Origin of the sequence: Stenotrophomonas sp. ZAC14D1_NAIMI4_1 (assembly GCF_003086775.1) — a bacterium.
Lineage (GTDB): Bacteria > Pseudomonadota > Gammaproteobacteria > Xanthomonadales > Xanthomonadaceae > Stenotrophomonas.
In genome coordinates this window covers 3,607,618-3,626,276 of sequence record NZ_CP026001.1, presented here as the reverse complement: position 1 = coordinate 3,626,276, position 18,659 = coordinate 3,607,618, and the positions used below count along the sequence as shown (strand labels likewise).

Here is an 18,659-nt window from a genome sequence, read left to right as displayed (position 1 = left end):
GGCTATTCTGTCGGGCAGTACCGCATGATGGGCAGTTGCAGGTGGAAAGTCACCTTGGGGAAAGGCGATGGGACTGACAGTAGTGCTTCGGCGGGTGGCAAACAATCTGCGCTTCGGTGAGCGGCCGGGGGTGGCGCAAAGCGTTTTCCGGCGCGTATTCCGGCACTGGCGCGGGCGTCAGGTCGTTCATGATTTCGACGGGCGGTTCACCGTGGCTCTGGACCTGTCCGAGCATATGCAACGGCGCATGTTCTGGATGGGTTACTACAATCTACGGCTGGTCTCGCTTCTGGATCGGATTCTCGAGCCCGGAATGACCGTGGTCGATGTGGGCGCGAACATCGGTGAGATCAGCCTGGTGTGTGCCAACCGCGTGGGACCGGGCGGTGCAGTTGTAGCGCTGGAGCCCATTGCCGGCATTGCAGACGAGCTGCAGGTCAACGTCCAGCGCAACAGCTTGCAGGACGTGGTGCAGATCCATCGGCAAGGCCTGGCCGCCGAGATCGGGCGACTCCCCATCTACGCATCCTGCGGGCAGCATGATGTGGAGGAGGTGCACCAGGGCCTTGGCAGTCTTCATGGAACTGCTGGGGTGGATCACTACCTGGGCGAGGTCGACATCACCACGCTGGACGAGTTGGCACACCGTATCGGGTTGACGCGGTTGGATCTTCTGAAGATTGATATCGAAGGAGGGGAGCTTCCCTGCCTGCAGGGCGGATTGGAGACCGTGCGCCGCTTTCTTCCCGTGATCGCCATTGAAGTGCAGGATAGATCCAGCCTCGCGGCCGGTTACCACGGGCGGGACATCCTGGCGTTGTTGGAGCCGCTCGGCTATCGCTTCCATCGACTCGAACCGCACGGGCGTCTGGTGAGGATCAGGATCGAGGATCTGCGCGAGTACCAGGATGTCATCTGCATCGCCGGGCCTACCCTGGCAGTCGAATCGGCATGATCTGGCTGTTGGCCAGCCGCTGGGAGCCGGGCGGCCTGGAACGTGTGCAGCTGAACCTGCTGCGCGGTTTCAGGGAACGGGGCGAGGCTGCCCGTGTCATCGCCGGTCGCGATCTCGGCGGCCCTGGCCATGCGGGGGAAGTCGATTTCGTTGCGCCGCGCGGTGCCTGGCAGCTGCTTCTGCGGTTGCCATGGCTGATCAGGCGCGAGCGTCCCGCAATCGTGGTGACGACCGCCAACGATCTCGCCATCTGGATTGTCTTCTGGCAGCGGCTGCTCTATCCCGGCACGGCCGTGGTGATCGCCCAGCATCTTGCGCTGTCCGCACCGCGAAAGAAGGCGCGCGGTTCTGCACGATGCAAGCGGGAGATCATTGGTTGGCTCATGCGTTTCGCCACGCCGGCAGCGCAGGCGGTGGTTGCGGTTTCAGCAGCGCTGGCCAGGGATATGGAAGAGGAGCTTTGCCTTCCGGTCGCGCAGGTTCGGGTCATCCACAACCCCATCACCCGCAAGGCGCGCAGCGCGCCGATCCTGCCGGACCAGGCATGGCCCTTCCCGGATGACGGGATCCCAGTGTTCATCTATGCCGGGCGCCTTTCGCCGGAAAAGCGCCTGGACCTGTTGTGGGAGGCGTTCGTCCTTTTGCGGCAGACCCACCGGGCGCGCCTGCTGGTGCTGGGGCAGGGGGAGGAGGGAGGCCGTCTTGCCGGGTGGGTGGCAGCAAGCGCGCTGCAGGATGATGTCGCACTGCCCGGCCGCGTGGAGGACGTGCTGCCGTGGATGGTGCGCAGCACGGCGCTGGTGCTGTGCTCGGACTACGAAGGCTTTGGCAATGTCCTGGTCGAGGCCATGCACTGTGGCATCCAGGTCGTGGCCACCGATTGCCCGCATGGCCCTGCCGAGGTGCTGGGGGAGGGGCGGTATGGACAGCTCGTGCCTGTGGGGGATGTGGCTGCGCTGGCGCAGGCCCTGCGCAACGTCGTTGAGGGGAACGGCCACGTGCCTGCGCAGACGCTGCGCGCGCGCGCCGATGCATTCTCCATCGAGACGGCGCGCCAGGCCTATCTGGATGTGTTCAGTGTTGCGCGCTCGCGCTTGCCGGCGCGGGACTGAAGGACACGACCACCCAGGCGATGCAGGCCATCACGGCCTCGGCGGTGATGATCATCCACACGGCACCCTGCAGGCCGTACGCCGGGATCCACAATGCCGAGAGCGCCGCCATCAACAGCAGGCCCAGCGCTTCGACGAGGAACTTGCGCAGTTTCCAGCCGCGCCCCAGCAGCGTGTGGCAGCCGATCTGCCGCACGCTGTAGCCGACCACGAACAGGCCCATCCACTGCAGGCCCGGAATGGCCGCGGTGAAATCGCTGCCCAGCAGATGCGGAAGCATGTGGGCGCCGTAGCCCAGCACCGCGCTGGCGGCGATGCCATAGCCCAGCGCGGCCAGGATCATCGAGGCGACGAGGCGCCGGTGCTGGGTGTTGTCCCGTTGCGCCCGGAACAGGCGCGGCATGGCGGACATGATCATGGCGTCGAGCGGCATCGCGAACACTGCCGCGATGCGGTACGCGGCCGAGTACTGGCCGGCAACCGCGCTGCCACCTGCATGCAGCACGAAGGACTTGTCCAGCGTGGTGACGCCCACCGATGAGCTCCATCCGGCTGCGTGGCCGCTGCCGTGCATCAGGTCGCTGCGGCTGATCCGTGCCTTTGCCGGCCCCGGCTTCAGCAGGCAGCGCACCGCCAGCAGCGCGAGGAGCGCACTACAGGCGGACGCGGCCAGATGCAGCGCGAGATATGCGGTCAGGTCGGCCGATGCGGGCAGTGCGCTGAAGATGCAGATCGCGGCCAGCCGCAGCAAGGCGTTCAGCGCGGGCAGGGCGGCCGACCATCCCATCCGGTCATTGGCCGAGAGGGCGAACGCCGCGTTGGTCACGAACGGATACACCACGATCTCCGAGACCGCGATGAGGTACAGGGCAGGCCATGGCAGCAGGCTTCTGCTGAGCAGGCAGAAGACCACGGAGAGTGGTATCGCGGTGAGAGCGCAGAGAAGAAGGGACTGCTTCCAGTAGCGGGCAAAGCGTGAGCGGTCTGCAGCGGTGTACTGGTACATGAGCATGCCACCACCAAGGCCCGCCAGGCCGGCCAGCGCCGTCGCCGTCCCCACCGTGCCAGAGAACAGGCCGTAGTTCTCAGCACCCAGCACCCGTGCGCCGACAAAGATCCAGACGGCCAGGCATGCCATGCGGACGCCCTGCCAGAACATCACCAGGATCGAGGTCCTGGCCAGTCCTCCGAGGGACGGCAGCTTAAAACGCACCCGCGGCCTCCGTGATGCACTGCGGCTGGCCGTCAGGGCAGGAAGCAACACCGGCGGAAGCATACGGCGCCAGCGCGGTCTGCGACTGCGATAGGGTCATTGCCCAGCGCCTGATGCTGCGCTGCCGAACCGGGTAGCAGTGGATGTCGGTCATCGCCGCGTCACTGATGAAAGCAGTTCCCGTACCTTGGCTCCAAAAGCGTCCCAGCTGAACCGCATCGCAAATGCGCGCATTGGTTCAGCGGGCAGGGGGGCATCGATGGCGTGGATCACCGCAGTGGCGTAGCCGCTGCTGTCACCAGGTTCGATCAGGAAACCGGAAATTCCGTTCGCGACGGCATCGGCGACGCCGCCCGACGCATAGGCAACCGTCGTCAAACCGTGGGCGGCTGCCTCGATGGCGACCATCCCAAACCCCTCTGGGTCGCTGCGCTGGGACCGCACGGGGAACACGTGGACCGCGCTTGCGCACATGCTGATGCCCAGTTCTTCATCGCTCAATTCGCCAACGAACCGGATTCTCTCGCGCACGGCACTGCTGGCACTTTCGATCAACTGCGCGGGTGTCACCGCTTCTGAAGCGAGGGCTTGGCTGGCGGTAGCGCCAACGACGACCAGGAACGCGTCCGGGTGCGCGGCCAGCACAAGCGGAAGCACGTCGCGCACGAATTCCATCATGCCCTTCCGGCGGGTCAACCGGCCCACGGAGAGAATCAGTGGACCTTTTCCGAGGCCATGGCGTTCGCGGAAATCGACAGCCTCTGCGGTACGTTGTGCCGCATGGGGAATGGTGGGCAGTGCTGTACCCGGGTGGACGATGTGGATTCGTTCCGGGTCGATTCCTGCCTCGGTAGCCAACGCGGCTGTCGCCCTGCTGTTGACAATAACCAGGTCGAGGCGGCGCAGCACCGGCAGCCATAGCGTTCGGTATGCCGCGTTGTCCACGCTGATATCCAGTCCGTGGAGATACGCGACGCAGCGGCCTCCAGAAAGGCGGCTAGCCAACCATGCGTGAGGTGCAGTCAGGCCACTGCCCGCCAGACAGGTGCCCCGGCGATTTCGCATGCTGTGAGTCAGCGTGCACCACATGGCGTTCACCAGAAAACGCCAGAGGGGGCGCAACGGAACCTCCCGCACTGGAATCCCGGCGGGCGCCCGCTCAGCCGATCCTTCGGGAGCGATCACCTGCACAGCGGCAAGATGCTGCACTTGCTGGAGCAGATGCCAGTTGAGTCGCTCCATGCCCCCCTGCAGTGGCGGCAGATTGCGGGTAACCACCAGCAGGTGCTGCAACTGCCCCTGTGCGGCATTCATTTTGTCTCATGCCCGTTCCGCGACGCCAGGTAGGTCAGGCCCGTGATCTGCTCGGAAACCAGCCCTATCAGGAAAATGATCACCGATGCACTGAACAGCAGCGTGCTCATGTTGGTGAAGCGGTGCATGGTCGCGAAGGTATAGCCGTAGTAGCCCAGGCCCACCAGGAAGAACGCCACTGCCACCGGCGCGAACAGCTTCAGCGGCGAGTACAGGGTGGCGATCTTGAAGATGATCAGGAGGAAGCGGATGCCGTCCTTGATGGGACGGATGTGGCTGCCGTTGCCGACGCGCTTGGCCACCGGGATCGGCACGTAGGCCACCGGGTATGCGCTGCGGAAGAAGGCCATGGTGCTGGTGGTGGGATAGCTGAACCCGTTCGGCAGCAGGTGCAGGAACTCGCGGAAGCGTCCTGCGCGCACCGCACGGAACCCGGAGGTCAGGTCCTTCACTTCGAAGCCGGTCATGTGGCTGGCCAGCCAGTTGTAGAACCGGTTGGCGAGGCCGCGGTGGACGTTTGCCTGGCCGCTGCTGTCACGGGCACCCACGACCATGTCATAGCCTTCGGCCAGCTTGTCCAGCAGGGCCTGGATGTGGGCCGGATGATGCTGCCCGTCGGCATCCATGAACACCAGGATTTCGCCGGTGGCCTCGCGAGCACCGCGCTTGATCGATGCGCCGTTGCCCATCGAGTAGGGGCTGGAAAGCACCTTGACGCCGTGTTCGCGGGCGATGGCCGCGGTGGCGTCGGTGGAGCCATCATCAACGACGATGATCTCCGCGTGAGGGTAGTGCTGGCGAAGTGCCGGAAGCGTGCGCTGGAGCCCCTCGGCTTCGTTCTTTGCCGGCAGGATGATACTGAGCTGGTTCAAGGTGTTTCCCCGTTTTTCCCCGCCGTAATGTTACTCCGCCGCGATGCCTGAATGGGGTGCTGGCCGTTCCAGTCCGCAGGCCCGGAATGGGGGATGTTCACCGCTGCTGTGTTGGCCGGGCACCGGGAGAGCTATCATCACCCGGGGAGTCAGGATTGTGCCTGCCAGGCTGGACGCAGGAGGGCGGTCAGTGGCCGTGGCATGTTCTGGGACCCCGTGACGTGGCCTCGTGAACGAGCCACGGCATTGCCCGCCCCACGAGCCAAGGATTTCAATGAACGCCGTAACCACCGCCAATCTCGTCGGCATCACCGGCCTGGCGCGCCGCCTGGTCCAGGATGGCGCGCTGGATGAAGCTGCTGCCCGCGATGCGATGGCCAAGGCTACCGCCGCACGCCTGCCCCTCCCGACCTGGTTCGCGCAGAACAAAGTCGTGGGCGCCGCGCAGCTGGCCGCCGCCAATTCGGTCGAATTCGGCATGCCGCTGTTCGATGTGTCCACGTTCGACAGCAGCCAGAACGCCATTGCGCTGGTCAGCGAGGAGCTGCTGCGCAAGCACAACGTGCTGCCGCTGTTCAAACGCGGTGGCCGCCTGTTCGTCGGCACCAGCAACCCGACCCATTCGCTGGATGAGATCAAGTTCCACACCAACCTGGTGGTGGAGCCGATCCTCATCGACGAGGACCAGATCCGCCGCACGCTGGAGCAGTGGCAGGCCAAGCATGACACCATGTCCGACGCGCTCGGTGGCGATGACGAGGGCATGGCCAACCTTGACGTCAGCGGTGGCGACGAGGATCTCGCTGGCAGCAGCGACAGTGGCATCGACGCCAAGGGTGACGACACCCCGGTGGTCAAGTTCGTCAACAAGGTGCTGGTCGATGCGATCCGCAAGGGCGCTTCGGACATCCACTTCGAACCTTACGAAGACGACTACCGCGTGCGCCTGCGCATCGATGGCCTGCTGAAGATGGTCGCGCGCGCGCCGGTGAAGTTGAACCAGCGCATCGCCGCGCGTCTGAAGGTGATGGCGCAGCTGGACATCGCCGAGAAGCGCGTGCCGCAGGACGGACGCATCAAGCTGAACCTGTCCAAGACCAAGCAGATCGACTTCCGCGTGAGCACGCTGCCGACCCTGTTCGGCGAAAAGGTGGTGCTGCGTATCCTGGATGGCAGCGCGGCCAAGCTGGGCATCGACAAACTGGGTTACGAGCCGGAGCAGCAGAAGCTGTTCCTGGAGGCGATCCACAAGCCGTACGGCATGGTCCTGGTGACCGGCCCGACCGGTTCGGGCAAGACGGTGTCGCTGTATACCGCGCTGGGCATCCTTAACGACGAGACCCGCAACATCTCCACCGCCGAAGATCCGGTGGAAATCCGCCTGCCCGGCGTCAACCAGGTGCAGCAGAACAACAAGCGCGGCATGACCTTTGCCGCCGCGCTGCGCTCGTTCCTGCGACAGGATCCGGACATCATCATGGTCGGCGAAATCCGCGACCTGGAAACGGCCGAGATCGCGATCAAGGCCGCGCAGACCGGCCACATGGTGCTGTCCACCCTGCATACCAACGACGCGCCGCAGACCATCGCGCGCCTGATGAACATGGGCATCGCGCCGTACAACATCACCAGTTCGGTCACCCTGGTGATCGCCCAGCGCCTGGCGCGCCGCCTGTGCAGCAACTGCAAGCGTCCGTCCACCCTGCCGGCGCACGCGCTGCTGGCCGAGGGCTTCACCCAGGAGCAGCTGGATGCGGGCATCGAGCTGTACGAAGCGGTGGGCTGCGATGAGTGCACCGAGGGCTACAAGGGCCGTACCGGTATCTACCAGGTGATGCCGATGACCGACGAGATCTCGACGATCATCCTGGCCGGCGGCAATGCCTTGCAGATCGCAGAGGCAGCGCAGGCGATCAAGGTGAACGACCTGCGCCAGTCCGCGCTGAAGAAGGCCGCGGCGGGCGTGACCAGCCTGGCCGAGATCAACCGCGTCACCAAGGATTGATGCGGTTGTAGCCGAAGCAGCCGAGCGTGGGCTCGGCTCTACGGTAGATCCACGCCATGCGTGGATGACACGATGCGTGAAGTTGCCGGCCAGCGGCCGGCACTACCGGGGGATGGCCCGCCTTACTCCATCCCCAGCTTCTTCAGCTTGTAGCGCAGCGCCCGGAAGGTGATGCCGAGCTGCGCGGCGGTGCGCGTCTTGTTCCAGCGGTTCTCTTCCAGCGCACGCTGGATGGCGCTGCGCTCGAGCTGCTCGATGTAGGAGGGCAGGGCGGCACTGCCAGGCTGCAGGTCGACCACGGCCTCGGGCGCGGCAGGGCCTCCGGCGGCGCGCGGAGCGTGCTGCGGCAGGCGCAGGTCATCGGCACCGATACGGTCTTCCTCGGCCAGGGCCAGGGCGCGCTCGAGGATGTTCTCCAGTTCGCGCACATTGCCCGGGAAGCCGTAGTGGGACAGGGCGTCCAGCGCCGAGGGCGCCAGCAGCGGAGTGGCACGGCCATGGCTGCGGGCCAGCCGGGCCAGGATCGAACCGGCCAGGTCCGGCAGGTCCTGCCGGCGCTCGCGCAGCGGCGGCACCTTCAGTTCGATGACGTTGATGCGGTAGTAGAGGTCATGGCGGAAGCGCCCGTCCTCGACCAGTTCGGCCAGGTCCTTGTGGGTGGCCGAAAGAATGCGCACGTCCACCGGTTCCTCGTTGGCCGCACCCAGTGCACGCACCGATTTTTCCTGGATGGCGCGCAGCAGCTTGACCTGCATCTGCAGGGGCAGCTCGGCCACTTCATCCAGGAACAGGGTGCCGCCGTGTGCCGCCTGGAACAGGCCGGGCTTGTCGGCGTGGGCGCCGGTGAAGCTGCCCTTGCGGTGGCCGAAGAACTCGCTTTCCATCAGCTCGGTGGGGATGGCGCCGCAGTTGACCGGAATGAAAGGGCCCGAGGCGCGTGCGCCCTGCGCATGGATGGTGCGCGCGACCAGCTCCTTGCCTACCCCGGATTCGCCCAGGATGTAGACCGGCGCCTGGCTGCGGGCAACCTTGCCGATGGTGGTGCGCAGCACGTCCATCGCCGGCGAACTGCCGAGCAGGCGCGCGGCCTGTTCGGTGGCCGCCGCGGCGACCGGCCGCTCGCTGTTGTTGAGTTCCAGGGCGTGCTTGACCAGGCCCCGCAGGACGCTGATGTCCACCGGCTTGCTGACGAAGTCGAAGGCGCCGGCCTTCAGCGCTTCCACGGCCAGGTCCATGCTGCCGAAGGCGGTGATCATCGCCACCGGCGTACGTGGGTAGTGGTGGGCGATCTCGCTCACCAGTTCGATGCCGTTGCCGTCGGGCAGCCGCATGTCGGTGATGCACAGGTCGTAGGGGTTGCTGGCCAGCAGTTCGCGGGCTTCGGCGAGGTTGGCGGCGGTGCTGATGCGCAGGCCCATGCGGCCAAGGGTCAGCACCAGCAGTTCGCGGATGTCGCGTTCATCGTCGACGACGAGGGCGCTGCGGGTTTCGTTCATGGGCGGAGAAGATAAACGACGGGGGCTGGAAGCGACAAATGTTTGACGCGGCGGATCACTGCGGAATCAATGCATGCGGGCCGGGCAGGACCAGGCGGAAACAGGAACCACCCGCCGGCACGGGGATGTAGTCCAGCCGTGCCTGGTTGGCGCGGCACAGCTCGCGGGCGATGTACAGGCCCAGGCCGGTGCCGTGTTCGGAGGTGGTGAAGAACGGGCGGAACAGCTGCGCGGCCACGGCCTCGGGAATGCCGGGACCACGGTCCATCACATCGATCACCGCGCTGCGCTCGTGCTGGGCCACGCGCAGGCGCACGCGCGCCGGCTGCTCGCCCACGCGGCCGTACTTCAGCGCGTTGTGCACCAGCACGGTCAGCACCTGGTACAGGTGGCGGGTATCGACCAGGGCCGGGACCGAGGTGTCGTTGATGATCGGCTCGATGCTGTCCGTTTCCAGGGTCTGGCCCTGCTTGTACTCCAGCACGAAGCGGCGCACGAAGGCGGCCAGGTCGACGTTCTCGGGCGTGGCGCGCTCGCGCCGGGCCAGGCCCAGCACGCTTTCCACGATGCCGTTGGTGCGCTGGCACTGCTGGTGGATGATCTGCAGCAACCGGCGGTCGCTTTCATTGAAACCGGTGCCTTCCTCCAGCAGCTGCACGGCGTAGTTGATGGCTGCCAGCGGGTTGCGGATCTCGTGCGCCAGGCTGGCCGAGAAACGGCCCATCGCCGAAAGGGTGAGCGATTCGGCGCGGCGCGAGACCACGCTGGAGTCATCCAGGAAGACCAGGGCCAGCTCGCTGCCGGCCAGCAGGCGGGCAAAGCGCGGCTGCACTTCGGGCTGGTCGGGGTTGAGCTGCAGCGGCAGTTCGTCCTGGGTCCAGCCGTTGCGCCAGCGGTTCAGGCGCCGGGCCAGTTCGGGCGCGATGCTGGCCAGGTCCAGCTGGCCGGTCTCGCCCACGCCGTCGTTGTCACCCAGCAGCAGGGAGGCGGCCTCGTTGGCCAGGGTGATCCGGTTGTCGCCATCGACGACGATCACCCCGGTGCGCATGCGGCGGATGATCAGCTCGTTGATCTGGAACAGGTTGGCCACTTCATCGCCGCGCTGGTTGGCCAGCTGCTGGTTGCGGCGGGCGCGGCTGCCCACCTGGTAACTGATGAAGGCTAGGGCCAGGTAGCTGGTGGCGAACATGGCCAGCTCGGCCAGGGTACGGGTGGGGTCGCCGCCCTCCAGTACCTTCCACAGGTACTCGGCGGCGGTGGCGGCGCTGGCGGCCAGGGCCAGCACCAGGCCCCAGCTGAGGGGCAGCAGGGTGGCCGCCGCGGCGATGTTGAACAGCAGCGACATGGAGATGCCGGCGCTGGCACCGGGCAGGGCGTGGGCCAGCAGGCTGGCCGCGACGATGTCCAGCAGCACGCCGGTGACCACGATCGGCAGCAGCCAACGCTCGCTGCGGCCGACCAGCAGGAGCAGCAGGGACAGGACCAGGTAGGTGGCCCCGACCAGGTAGGCCAGGCGGGGGTGGTGCGCTTCGCCGACGAGCATGGACAGCGGGCTGTACAGCAGCGCGGCGATGACCGAAGCGATCAGCACGCGGTACAGCGCGAAGAAGTACAGCTCGCGCCGGGGAATCGATTCGATGCGGTCGATCAATGAAGCGCTGGGTGACACGCCGGAACTCCCCTTCTGGCTGCCTGGATCTGGATGTGACGGCGTTGATGCTGCAGCGTACCCGACGTTCCCCCGATCATCGGACCCGCGGCACCAGTATAGGCCGGTGGAAGCGGTTTCCTGCGCAATCGGCCCACACCGGGCCCGGGCGGGCCGCCCCCGGGGCGGCGCAACTGCCTGAATGAACGTGGAAATCTGGCCGGGTCTGGCCGTTCGTCCCGGGTTCTTTGCGCCCCGGCGCTGGCTCGGCCACAATAGTGGGCCCGCCGCGGTCCATGCCGGCGCCCCGCCGGGGCCCCTGAGGAATTGCGTGCGGTCGTTCCTATTCCCACGGTGACGCATGAATTTCCACGAATACCAGTCAAAACAGCTGCTTGCCGAGTACGGCATCCCGGTCCCGGCCGGCAAGGTCGCGGCGACCCCGGACGAAGCAGTCGAAGCTGCCAACTCCCTGGGCCAGGGCCCCTGGATGGTCAAGGCGCAGATCCACGCTGGCGGCCGCGGCAAGGCTGGCGGCGTCAAGTTCTGCAAGACCACTGACGACGTGAAGGCCGCTGCGGCCAAGATGCTCGGCACCAAGATGGCCACCTACCAGACCGCAGGCGTCGAACTGCCGGTCAACCTGGTGCTGGTGACCACCGCCGGCGAGATCGTCAAGGAACTGTACCTGTCGGTGCTGGTTGACCGTGGCACCAAGACCATCACCTACATCGCCTCTTCGGAAGGCGGCGTGGAGATCGAGCAGGTCGCTGCTGAAACCCCGGAGCTGATCCACTCGCTGAACGTCGACTTCGTCGAAGGCGTGCAGGGTTACCACGGCCGTGATTTCGGCTTCAAGCTGGGCCTGACCGCCAAGCAGGCCGGCCAGTTCGCCAGCATCATGGTGAACCTGTACCGCCTGTTCAACGAAAAGGACCTGGCCCTGGTTGAAATCAACCCGCTGGCCATCCTGGACGACGGCAACCTGTACGCGCTGGACGGCAAGTTCGACAGCGACGACAACGCCGCCTTCCGCCAGAAGGCCCTGGTCGCCATGCGCGACAAGACCCAGGAAGATCCGACCGAAGTGATCGCTTCGGAGCTGGACATCAACTACGTCACCATGGACGGCAACATCGGCTGCATGGTGAACGGCGCCGGCCTGGCCATGGCCACCATGGACGTCATCAAGCTCAACGGCGGCGAGCCGGCGAACTTCCTGGACGTGGGCGGCGGTGCGAACAAGCAGCGCGTCATCGAAGCCTTCAAGCTGATCCTGTCCTCGGACAAGGTCGAAGGCATCTTCGTCAACATCTTCGGCGGCATCGTCCGCTGCGACATGATTGCCGAAGGCATCATTGCCGCCGTGAAGGAAGTGGGCGTCAAGGTTCCGGTCGTGGTGCGCCTGGAAGGCACCAACGTGGAAGAAGGCAAGCAGCTGCTGCGTGACAGCGGCATGGCCATCATCCCGGCTGACAACATCAACGATGGCGCCAAGAAGATCGTTGAAGCTGTCAAGAACGCCGCCTGATACCGACACCAAGGAATTCCAATGTCTGTTTTGATCAACAAGAACACCAAGGTGATCGTGCAGGGCTTCACCGGCCAGCAGGGCACCTTCCACGCCACTCAGATGATCGAGTACGGCACCCAGGTCGTCGGCGGCGTGACCCCGGGCAAGGGTGGCACCACCCATATCGACCTGCCGGTCTTCAACACCGTTGCCGACGCCGTACAGAGCACCGGCGCCAACGCTTCGGTCATCTACGTGCCGCCGCCGTACGCGGCTGACGCGATCCTGGAAGCCGCTGCTGCCGGCATCAAGGTCATCGTCTGCATCACCGAAGGCATCCCGGTGCTGGACATGCTGCGCGTCAAGAACGTGCTGACCCGTTCGCATCCGGACACCGTGCTGATCGGGCCGAACTGCCCGGGCGTCATCACCCCGGGTGAGTGCAAGATCGGCATCATGCCGGGCCACATCCACCAGCCGGGCAAGATCGGCATCGTGTCGCGTTCGGGCACCCTGACCTATGAAGCGGTCAAGCAGACCACCGAAGTCGGCCTGGGCCAGTCCACCTGCATCGGCATCGGTGGTGACCCGATCAACGGCCTGAACTTCGTCGACTGCCTGAAGCTGTTCAACGAAGACCCGCAGACCGAAGGCATCATCATGGTCGGCGAAATCGGCGGCGACGCTGAAGAAGCCGGTGCCGAGTACATCAAGAACCACGTGAAGAAGCCGGTCGTCGGTTTCATCGCCGGTGCGTCGGCTCCGGCCGGCAAGCGCATGGGCCACGCCGGTGCGATCGCCTCGGGCGGCAAGGGCACTGCAGAAGGCAAGTTCGCCGCAATGGAAGCTGCCGGTGTTGTCACCGTCCGCTCGCCGGGCGACCTGGGCGCTGCCATCGCCAAGCTGGTCAAATAAGAACGACTGTCTCCGGCAGACGCTCTTGTAGAGTCGAGCCATGCTCGACTTGCGTGAAACAGAAAGGCCGCCTCCGGGCGGCCTTTCCTGTTCTGCGGGTGGCCCACTACGGTGGCCATTATTCGACCGTGGCCTGCATCTGCGGCCTGATCAGGTCGCGGTATCGAGCGCTGCGGATCAGCAGTTCTTCGTGCGACCCGGTGGCGGCAACAGCACCCTCATCAATGAGTACGATTCGGTCGGCGGCAAGAATGGTCTGCAAGCGGTGTGCGACGATCAGGGTGGTCGGCCCCGCGCCCGTTCCGAAAACATGGTCATGTACCGCCTGTTCGGCGTGCGAATCGAGCGCTGAAGTCGGCTCGTCGAGGAGCAGGATATCGGCCTGCTTCAGCAGTGCGCGTGCAATGGCTACCCGTTGCTGCTGGCCGCCTGACAATCGGGCCCCGCGTTCGCCTAAGGGTTCATCGTAGCCAGCGGGCAATTCATTGATGAAGGCATCTGCGCCTGAAGACACTGCGGCGTTCCTGACATCCTCGTCGGTAGCGTCGAGCTTGCCGTATCGGATGTTCTCAAGCACTGATCGGCCGAAAATCGCCGGCGCCTGCGAGATCGTGCCGATAGCGTTGCGGATGCTTGCAGGCTGGAACATGGAGATGTCGTGGCCGTCGATGAAGATGGCTCCCGCCCGCACGGGATGCAGGCGCAGAAGCAGTGACAGCAGCGTACTCTTGCCGGCGCCGGATGCGCCTACGATGGCGACCTTTTCCCCCTTCGCAATGTCCAGGTTCAAGCGTCGCAGGACGGGTCTGTCGGGCGCAGCGGCATACCAGAAATCGACATTCTCGAATCGGATGCATCCCTGCAGAGCCTGCACCAGCCTGGTTTCCTGCGCCTCATGGTGTGGCAGGTCACCGAATGCGGTGATGCGATCAGTCGCTCCGGCGGAGCGCTGCAGCGCGCCCCATGTGTCCAGAAGCGCGGCGGCGGCCATGCCGCACATCACAGCATACATGGCGAACTGTCCGAGCTGGCCCGCCGAGAGCGTCCGGTCCATGACCTTGTGGGTGCCGGTCCATAGCACAGCGGTGATGCCCAGCAGCATCACGATCAATGACATTGCCGTCAGTACAGACTGCCAGGTCGTGCGCCGACGAGCTCCGCTGACGCTGGCATCGAGCGTCGCCGCATGGCGCTCTGTCTCGAAGGGTTCGCGGGCGAAATCTTTCACCGCCCTGATGTGGCCCAGCGCTTCCGCCGCAACTACACGCGATTGCGCAAGCAGATCATTGTAGTCGCGCGCGCTGGCCCGCAGGTGCTTGGAGCCCACGGCGATGGGAACCGATGCAAATGGGATGGCGGCAATCGTCAGCAGCGCCAGGCCGGGGGCGGTAACGAACAACATGGTGACCGCACCGGCCAGCATGATTCCGCTGCGTACCGCCACGGAGAAGCTGACACCGATGGCTATCCGCAGGTGCTCGATATCCGAGGTCAATCGTGAAAGCAGTTCCGTTGAAGGCTGCTGCTGATGGAACTCCAGCGGCTGGACGAGCAATCGTGAGAACAGCTGTCCCCGCAGGTCATTGGTTACTTCGTCAGCGAGGCGATTGATGAAGTAGACCCGCATTGCCGTGGCCACGCCAATCGCCACTGAGATCAAGGCAAGTGTCAGGAAAATGTTGTCGATCTTCTCCAGGCTGTTCAGATCCAGGCCGCGGCTGCCCCGTGCCGCGATGGGAACGGCGAGGGCGAACGTGGTTGCAACCACGATGCTGGTCAATGCCCCCGCCAAGAGTGGCAGGTGGTTGCGCGAAAGACTCGCCAGCAGCCGGAGGGTGCGTGCCACCGGCATGGCCTTCTCGAGGGCTCTATTCACACCCGGCGCTCCCGTCAGTTCCAGTTGCGGGAGGAAGCACTGTGACGATGGCTAGTTTATGCAATTGCGCTGCTCCATCGTCCTGATGATGGCCTCGGCACTATCGGGGTTTGATGCAAGCGCCTGCCGCAGTTCAGCGCACGCCATCCTCCGCCCCATGCGTGCATACCTTCCCATCCATGAGTTGTCCTCGACTCTCACCTGCAGTGTGGGCTCGCGCGCCGGAAAGGCGGCCTGGGCCGGTCTTGTCAGGGGAGCGCGCTTGAACGAGATATCATCTGGACGAATGGCAAGGTCGAGCGGTGCATGGGCAACAGCCATCGCAGGTCCGTGTCCTTCATCGAGCACGTCCAGCGCGGGCCTGCGGGGCGCCGCAGATGCAACAGGCGGCGACGAGCCGGCAGCCCTGCCGGGCCTTCCCAGTGCCCCGGGCATGACAGCAGGAACGGGCGCCCGCGCGAGAGGGCGCTCGATGAACACGAGCGATACCCTCGCTTCATCATTCCCGCCGTTCCCAGGTGCCTTGTCGGCGACCTGGCGCAGCAGGAGCAGCAAGGCCAGTTGCGCTGCCGTTGCCAGGAAAAGCGCGGATAGTCGTTCCACTCGAGGCGACATCGATCGGTCACTGCGGGAGGGCATTCAAGGTGACTCGACCTCGTATCCGCGCTGACGCAGCGCATCGATATATCCGTCGTTGCCGGACAGGTCGGCGATGGGAAGCACCGCGAGCGTCGTCGCGTTGGTCTGCAGTGCACTGTCTGCGGCCGCAAGCCATTTCTCCCGTACGACCGTGCGGATGTCAGGCATGCCAAAAGCACGTGCTGCGGGCGCGTTGCTGAGCGAGTCTGTGCATAGTTCATCCCGTTTCGAGGTTAGGGATACGTCGATCCGGGCGGTCTCGCCCGTAGACCATGCGTTTGCGTTGGTTACCAGGCGATCCATGCCGGTTTCCACAAGATCCATGGTTGCCACCAGGCAGGCGCTGTCGTCGATCGACGTTGACCTGACTGCCTTGAGCATCTGCGCGGCGTTCTGGCGCGAGAGCTTGAGCGTATATCGAGGTGTGTGCAGTCCGATGCCGCGCGCCTTCACTTCGGCGACAATGACGGGAGCGACCACCCCCTTGCTGCTCAGGCCACGCTGGGCCATCACCGCCGACATCAGCTCATCCGCAGCGGCGAGCGGGCGCTTGCCTTCGAGGTTGCTGCGGCCAACCAGGTACTTGTCGCGCAGCTTCTGCCAACGCGCGTACACATCCGGTGCCAGAATGTCTTTGAGTTGCGCATTGTCAGGATTGTTCTGTGCCTTCATGTAGCTGTAGCCAAGCGACAGCTTGCCGAGCCAGCCGGTGTCGATGTCTAAGGTGAAGGATGGCTCCCACAACACGGTCTGAGCCTCGGCAATCACCTCTCGCACCGCTGCCGAATCCCATGTAATCGAGGATGGCACGGGCTTGAGCGTGCCCAGGATCCAGAGTGTGTGCTCGCCACGTGAGACTCTCCATAGCCCGGGACCCGGTGCAACCCCGGACACCACGACGGTATCAAGAGTGCGCAATGGGGGCTCGGTGGCGTCTGCCGCGGTGGCGCAGTTGATGCCCGCCGCGGGAAGCGCCAATGCAGTGAGGAGCACAAGACGTGATTTCTGTTTCAGCATGTGGGTGCCGTTGCGTCTCTTCTCAGGTCAATTACTGCGGTAGGGGCGAGCATGTCGGGGTCGCGGGCCAGCAGCCCGGCCACGCGCGCCACATCCGACCTCGGCACCTCAAGGTGAGGGCCGTTGTGGGCGATGTGTTGCCGTACGTTCTGCCAGTAGATCAGCTGATGCTGCATGTGGTGTTCATAGAAGGCGAAGAGCCCACGCATCACGCGGTAATCGTCTGCAAGCAGCATGCGTTCGGACTGGCCCTGCGCTGCAGGTGTCGGCTCTGCGCACGGCGGTGCGAAAACGCTCCTGAAGCCCAGGCCCGACGTGACGGGGGTTGAGATCATCGGAACGATCAGCGCATCAGTTCTGCGGGACAATGCGGCGGTGCCGAGCATGATGCTCATTGAGCGCTGGCAGAAGCTGATGGGGAACGTGGCGTTCTCGTCCTTGAAAACGTCAGGCAGGATGAAGACTGCTGCGCCTGCCCTCAGTTCACGGATGGCTGTTGCGAGGCCTTTGCGGGTGTCATGGACGAAACCAACACCGTTGTCCTCGTTCCAGAACCAGCCGTTGAGCCTGTCGAAGACTTCGTTGCCTGGATGGGTATCCGGGTTTCCATAGAACAGGAAAGTCTTCCGCTCATGCCGTAAACGCTCCGCCAGCATGATGATCGACAGAATGTAGTGGGCATGGTGCGGCACTGCGATCAGAAGCCCGCGTGGCGTGCGTGCCAGTTCATCGAATGCGCTGTAGTCCGACCGGTCGGCGCGACTGAGCAGAGACAGGAACTCGGTCCGGTTCCCTCGCCGCAGAACATTGGCAACGAACAGCTTCTGCAGGTACCAGTAGTAGTATTCGCCAAATCTCGTATTTCCCGATTCGGCGCAGGCAATACGCAGGTAGTGCTCGTCGTCGTCGGTCAGAGGGGTTTTGATGATCGACTCGATCCAGGCAATCCGTCGATCAAGGCGGCGCAAGGGACGGGCAAGTTGAGTCAACAATTGTGGAATCAGCATGCAAGCCTTCCCTGTCGATCAACGACATCGCCCTCAAGCGTATCGATCGCTTCCATCAATGCTTCGACTTCGGTATCGGTACTGTCGGGTTGATACTGTGCCAGCAGTGCGGAGCGGAACATCCTGATCTTTCTGCGCGCGTTGTATGTCCTGATCGCCGGCCTGCGCAGTGACTGTTGTTCGCGCAGCAACCATTGATTCCCCAGGCTGCTGCACTGGTGAAGATGGTCGATGATCCCGTGCAGGATCGCGCTGCTGTCGGTCGAATGGGCCTCGATCATGGAATAGCCCTGTATGCCCCAGAACGACAGTGCATAGCCGTAGCGTTGATTGAGGATCATTTCGAGCGGCGAAACGTAGATGTCTTCGCGCGAGGTCCGTATCAGCAGGGTTGCTTCGTGCGCTGAGACAAGCTGGTCCGAGAAAATGACGAGTGCTGGTCGCTGACCGGACTGCGCCAGCCGTACTATGGCGCTTGCGCTCAACCCAAGGCTGTTCTCGTTGCACACAACGCGTAGGCGCCCTGCATCTGCGAGCTGTCTGCTTCTGGTCAAGACTGCGCGCGTGGATGGCAGGACCAGCGCAAGAGCGTCGGTGCCAGCGTGTTCGATCCCTGTATCGGAATGGAGGCTCCGCTCGAACTCCTCCGGTGCGTTGAATCCATCCATGGAATGTGCTCTCGGTAATGACGAGGGCGAAGGCAACAGCCTTCGCCCTCGATCTGCGTCAGTTGATGCCCGGCTCGATTTCCGGCACGCAGTCATTGCCGTTGCTGCCGCAACAGTCCGAGCAGAACAGTGCTACCGCACCATTCCTCACCATTTCAAATGCTGTGCCAATCGACGTTGCGTCATCGGCCCTCTGCAGCATCCCAGCTTCAAAGTCTGCGACATCCAATGCCATAGAACTCATCCTGATTCTCCATTCCAATTGGATACAACGATCAATAGCCGGACAGAGTGAGCCGGCCAATCTGGACGCAACGTCCAAATTCCTTTTTTGAATCAGCTTGCGCGGTGATCTGAACAGTCGAAGGGGATCACCATGAATTTATCGTGAATGGGAAAGTGCTACTGA

The 18,659-nt window shown here is 64.2% G+C and carries 15 protein-coding genes; 5 read left to right on the top strand and 10 right to left on the bottom strand.

Going from position 1 to position 18,659, the window contains the following annotated elements:
• The first annotated feature begins 67 nt into the window (after window positions 1-67).
• Together C1927_RS16610 and C1927_RS16605 are read left to right on the top strand one after the other, a co-directional pair.
• On the top strand, window positions 68-955 hold the full coding sequence (locus tag C1927_RS16610; RefSeq protein WP_079222947.1) for an FkbM family methyltransferase: 888 nt from the start codon (window positions 68-70) through the stop codon (window positions 953-955).
• On the top strand, window positions 952-2,067 hold the full coding sequence (locus tag C1927_RS16605; protein WP_108747254.1) for a glycosyltransferase: 1,116 nt from the start codon (window positions 952-954) through the stop codon (window positions 2,065-2,067). The genes C1927_RS16610 and C1927_RS16605 overlap by 4 nt, the downstream gene beginning before the upstream one ends.
• On the opposite strand, the gene C1927_RS16600 is transcribed toward C1927_RS16605, so the two are convergent.
• The 3 genes from C1927_RS16600 to C1927_RS16590 form a co-directional block, all read right to left on the bottom strand.
• Window positions 2,030-3,226 (bottom strand): oligosaccharide flippase family protein, encoded by a 1,197-nt coding sequence (locus C1927_RS16600; RefSeq protein ID WP_254051496.1) that lies wholly within the window; start codon window positions 3,224-3,226, stop codon window positions 2,030-2,032. The genes C1927_RS16605 and C1927_RS16600 overlap by 38 nt on opposite strands.
• Before the next feature lie 204 nt (window positions 3,227-3,430).
• The gene (locus tag C1927_RS16595; RefSeq protein WP_079222944.1) at window positions 3,431-4,594 is read right to left on the bottom strand and encodes a glycosyltransferase family 4 protein; all 1,164 of its coding nucleotides are present in this window, start codon (window positions 4,592-4,594) and stop codon (window positions 3,431-3,433) included.
• Window positions 4,591-5,466 (bottom strand): glycosyltransferase family 2 protein, encoded by an 876-nt coding sequence (locus tag C1927_RS16590; protein WP_079222943.1) that lies wholly within the window; start codon window positions 5,464-5,466, stop codon window positions 4,591-4,593. Before C1927_RS16590 ends, C1927_RS16595 begins: the two co-directional genes overlap by 4 nt.
• A gap of 274 nt (window positions 5,467-5,740) precedes the next feature.
• Between C1927_RS16590 and pilB the strand changes: the two genes are divergently transcribed.
• On the top strand, window positions 5,741-7,471 hold the full coding sequence (gene pilB / locus C1927_RS16585) for a type IV-A pilus assembly ATPase PilB (protein WP_079222942.1): 1,731 nt from the start codon (window positions 5,741-5,743) through the stop codon (window positions 7,469-7,471).
• A gap of 122 nt (window positions 7,472-7,593) precedes the next feature.
• Here pilB and C1927_RS16580 read toward each other — a convergent pair whose 3' ends face one another.
• Both C1927_RS16580 and C1927_RS16575 read right to left on the bottom strand, forming a co-directional pair.
• On the bottom strand, window positions 7,594-8,967 hold the full coding sequence (locus C1927_RS16580) for a sigma-54 dependent transcriptional regulator (RefSeq protein ID WP_079222941.1): 1,374 nt from the start codon (window positions 8,965-8,967) through the stop codon (window positions 7,594-7,596).
• A gap of 55 nt (window positions 8,968-9,022) precedes the next feature.
• Entirely contained in the window at window positions 9,023-10,636 is a 1,614-nt protein-coding gene (locus C1927_RS16575) for an ATP-binding protein (RefSeq protein WP_108747252.1), read from the bottom strand.
• A gap of 340 nt (window positions 10,637-10,976) precedes the next feature.
• Between C1927_RS16575 and sucC the strand changes: the two genes are divergently transcribed.
• Together sucC and sucD are read left to right on the top strand one after the other, a co-directional pair.
• Complete coding sequence (gene sucC, locus C1927_RS16570) at window positions 10,977-12,146, top strand: ADP-forming succinate--CoA ligase subunit beta (protein ID WP_079222939.1); 1,170 nt, start codon at window positions 10,977-10,979, stop codon at window positions 12,144-12,146.
• 21 nt (window positions 12,147-12,167) lie between these two features.
• Window positions 12,168-13,043 (top strand): succinate--CoA ligase subunit alpha, encoded by an 876-nt coding sequence (sucD, locus tag C1927_RS16565; protein WP_005410793.1) that lies wholly within the window; start codon window positions 12,168-12,170, stop codon window positions 13,041-13,043.
• Window positions 13,044-13,161: 118 nt separating this feature from the next.
• Here sucD and C1927_RS16560 read toward each other — a convergent pair whose 3' ends face one another.
• From C1927_RS16560 to C1927_RS21460, 5 genes are all read right to left on the bottom strand, one after another.
• Window positions 13,162-14,895, bottom strand: a complete 1,734-nt coding sequence (locus tag C1927_RS16560; protein WP_159095371.1) for an ABC transporter transmembrane domain-containing protein — start codon at window positions 14,893-14,895, stop codon at window positions 13,162-13,164.
• 663 nt (window positions 14,896-15,558) lie between these two features.
• Window positions 15,559-16,575 (bottom strand): TraB/GumN family protein, encoded by a 1,017-nt coding sequence (locus tag C1927_RS16550; RefSeq protein WP_079222936.1) that lies wholly within the window; start codon window positions 16,573-16,575, stop codon window positions 15,559-15,561.
• A complete protein-coding gene (locus tag C1927_RS16545) occupies window positions 16,569-17,582 on the bottom strand; it encodes a hypothetical protein (RefSeq protein ID WP_079222935.1) in 1,014 nt (337 codons plus the stop codon). The genes C1927_RS16550 and C1927_RS16545 overlap by 7 nt, the downstream gene beginning before the upstream one ends.
• The gene (locus C1927_RS16540; RefSeq protein ID WP_079222934.1) at window positions 17,576-18,250 is read right to left on the bottom strand and encodes a hypothetical protein; all 675 of its coding nucleotides are present in this window, start codon (window positions 18,248-18,250) and stop codon (window positions 17,576-17,578) included. Before C1927_RS16540 ends, C1927_RS16545 begins: the two co-directional genes overlap by 7 nt.
• A gap of 58 nt (window positions 18,251-18,308) precedes the next feature.
• Entirely contained in the window at window positions 18,309-18,494 is a 186-nt protein-coding gene (locus tag C1927_RS21460; protein ID WP_152027107.1) for a hypothetical protein, read from the bottom strand.
• Between the last annotated feature and the right edge of the window lie 165 nt (window positions 18,495-18,659).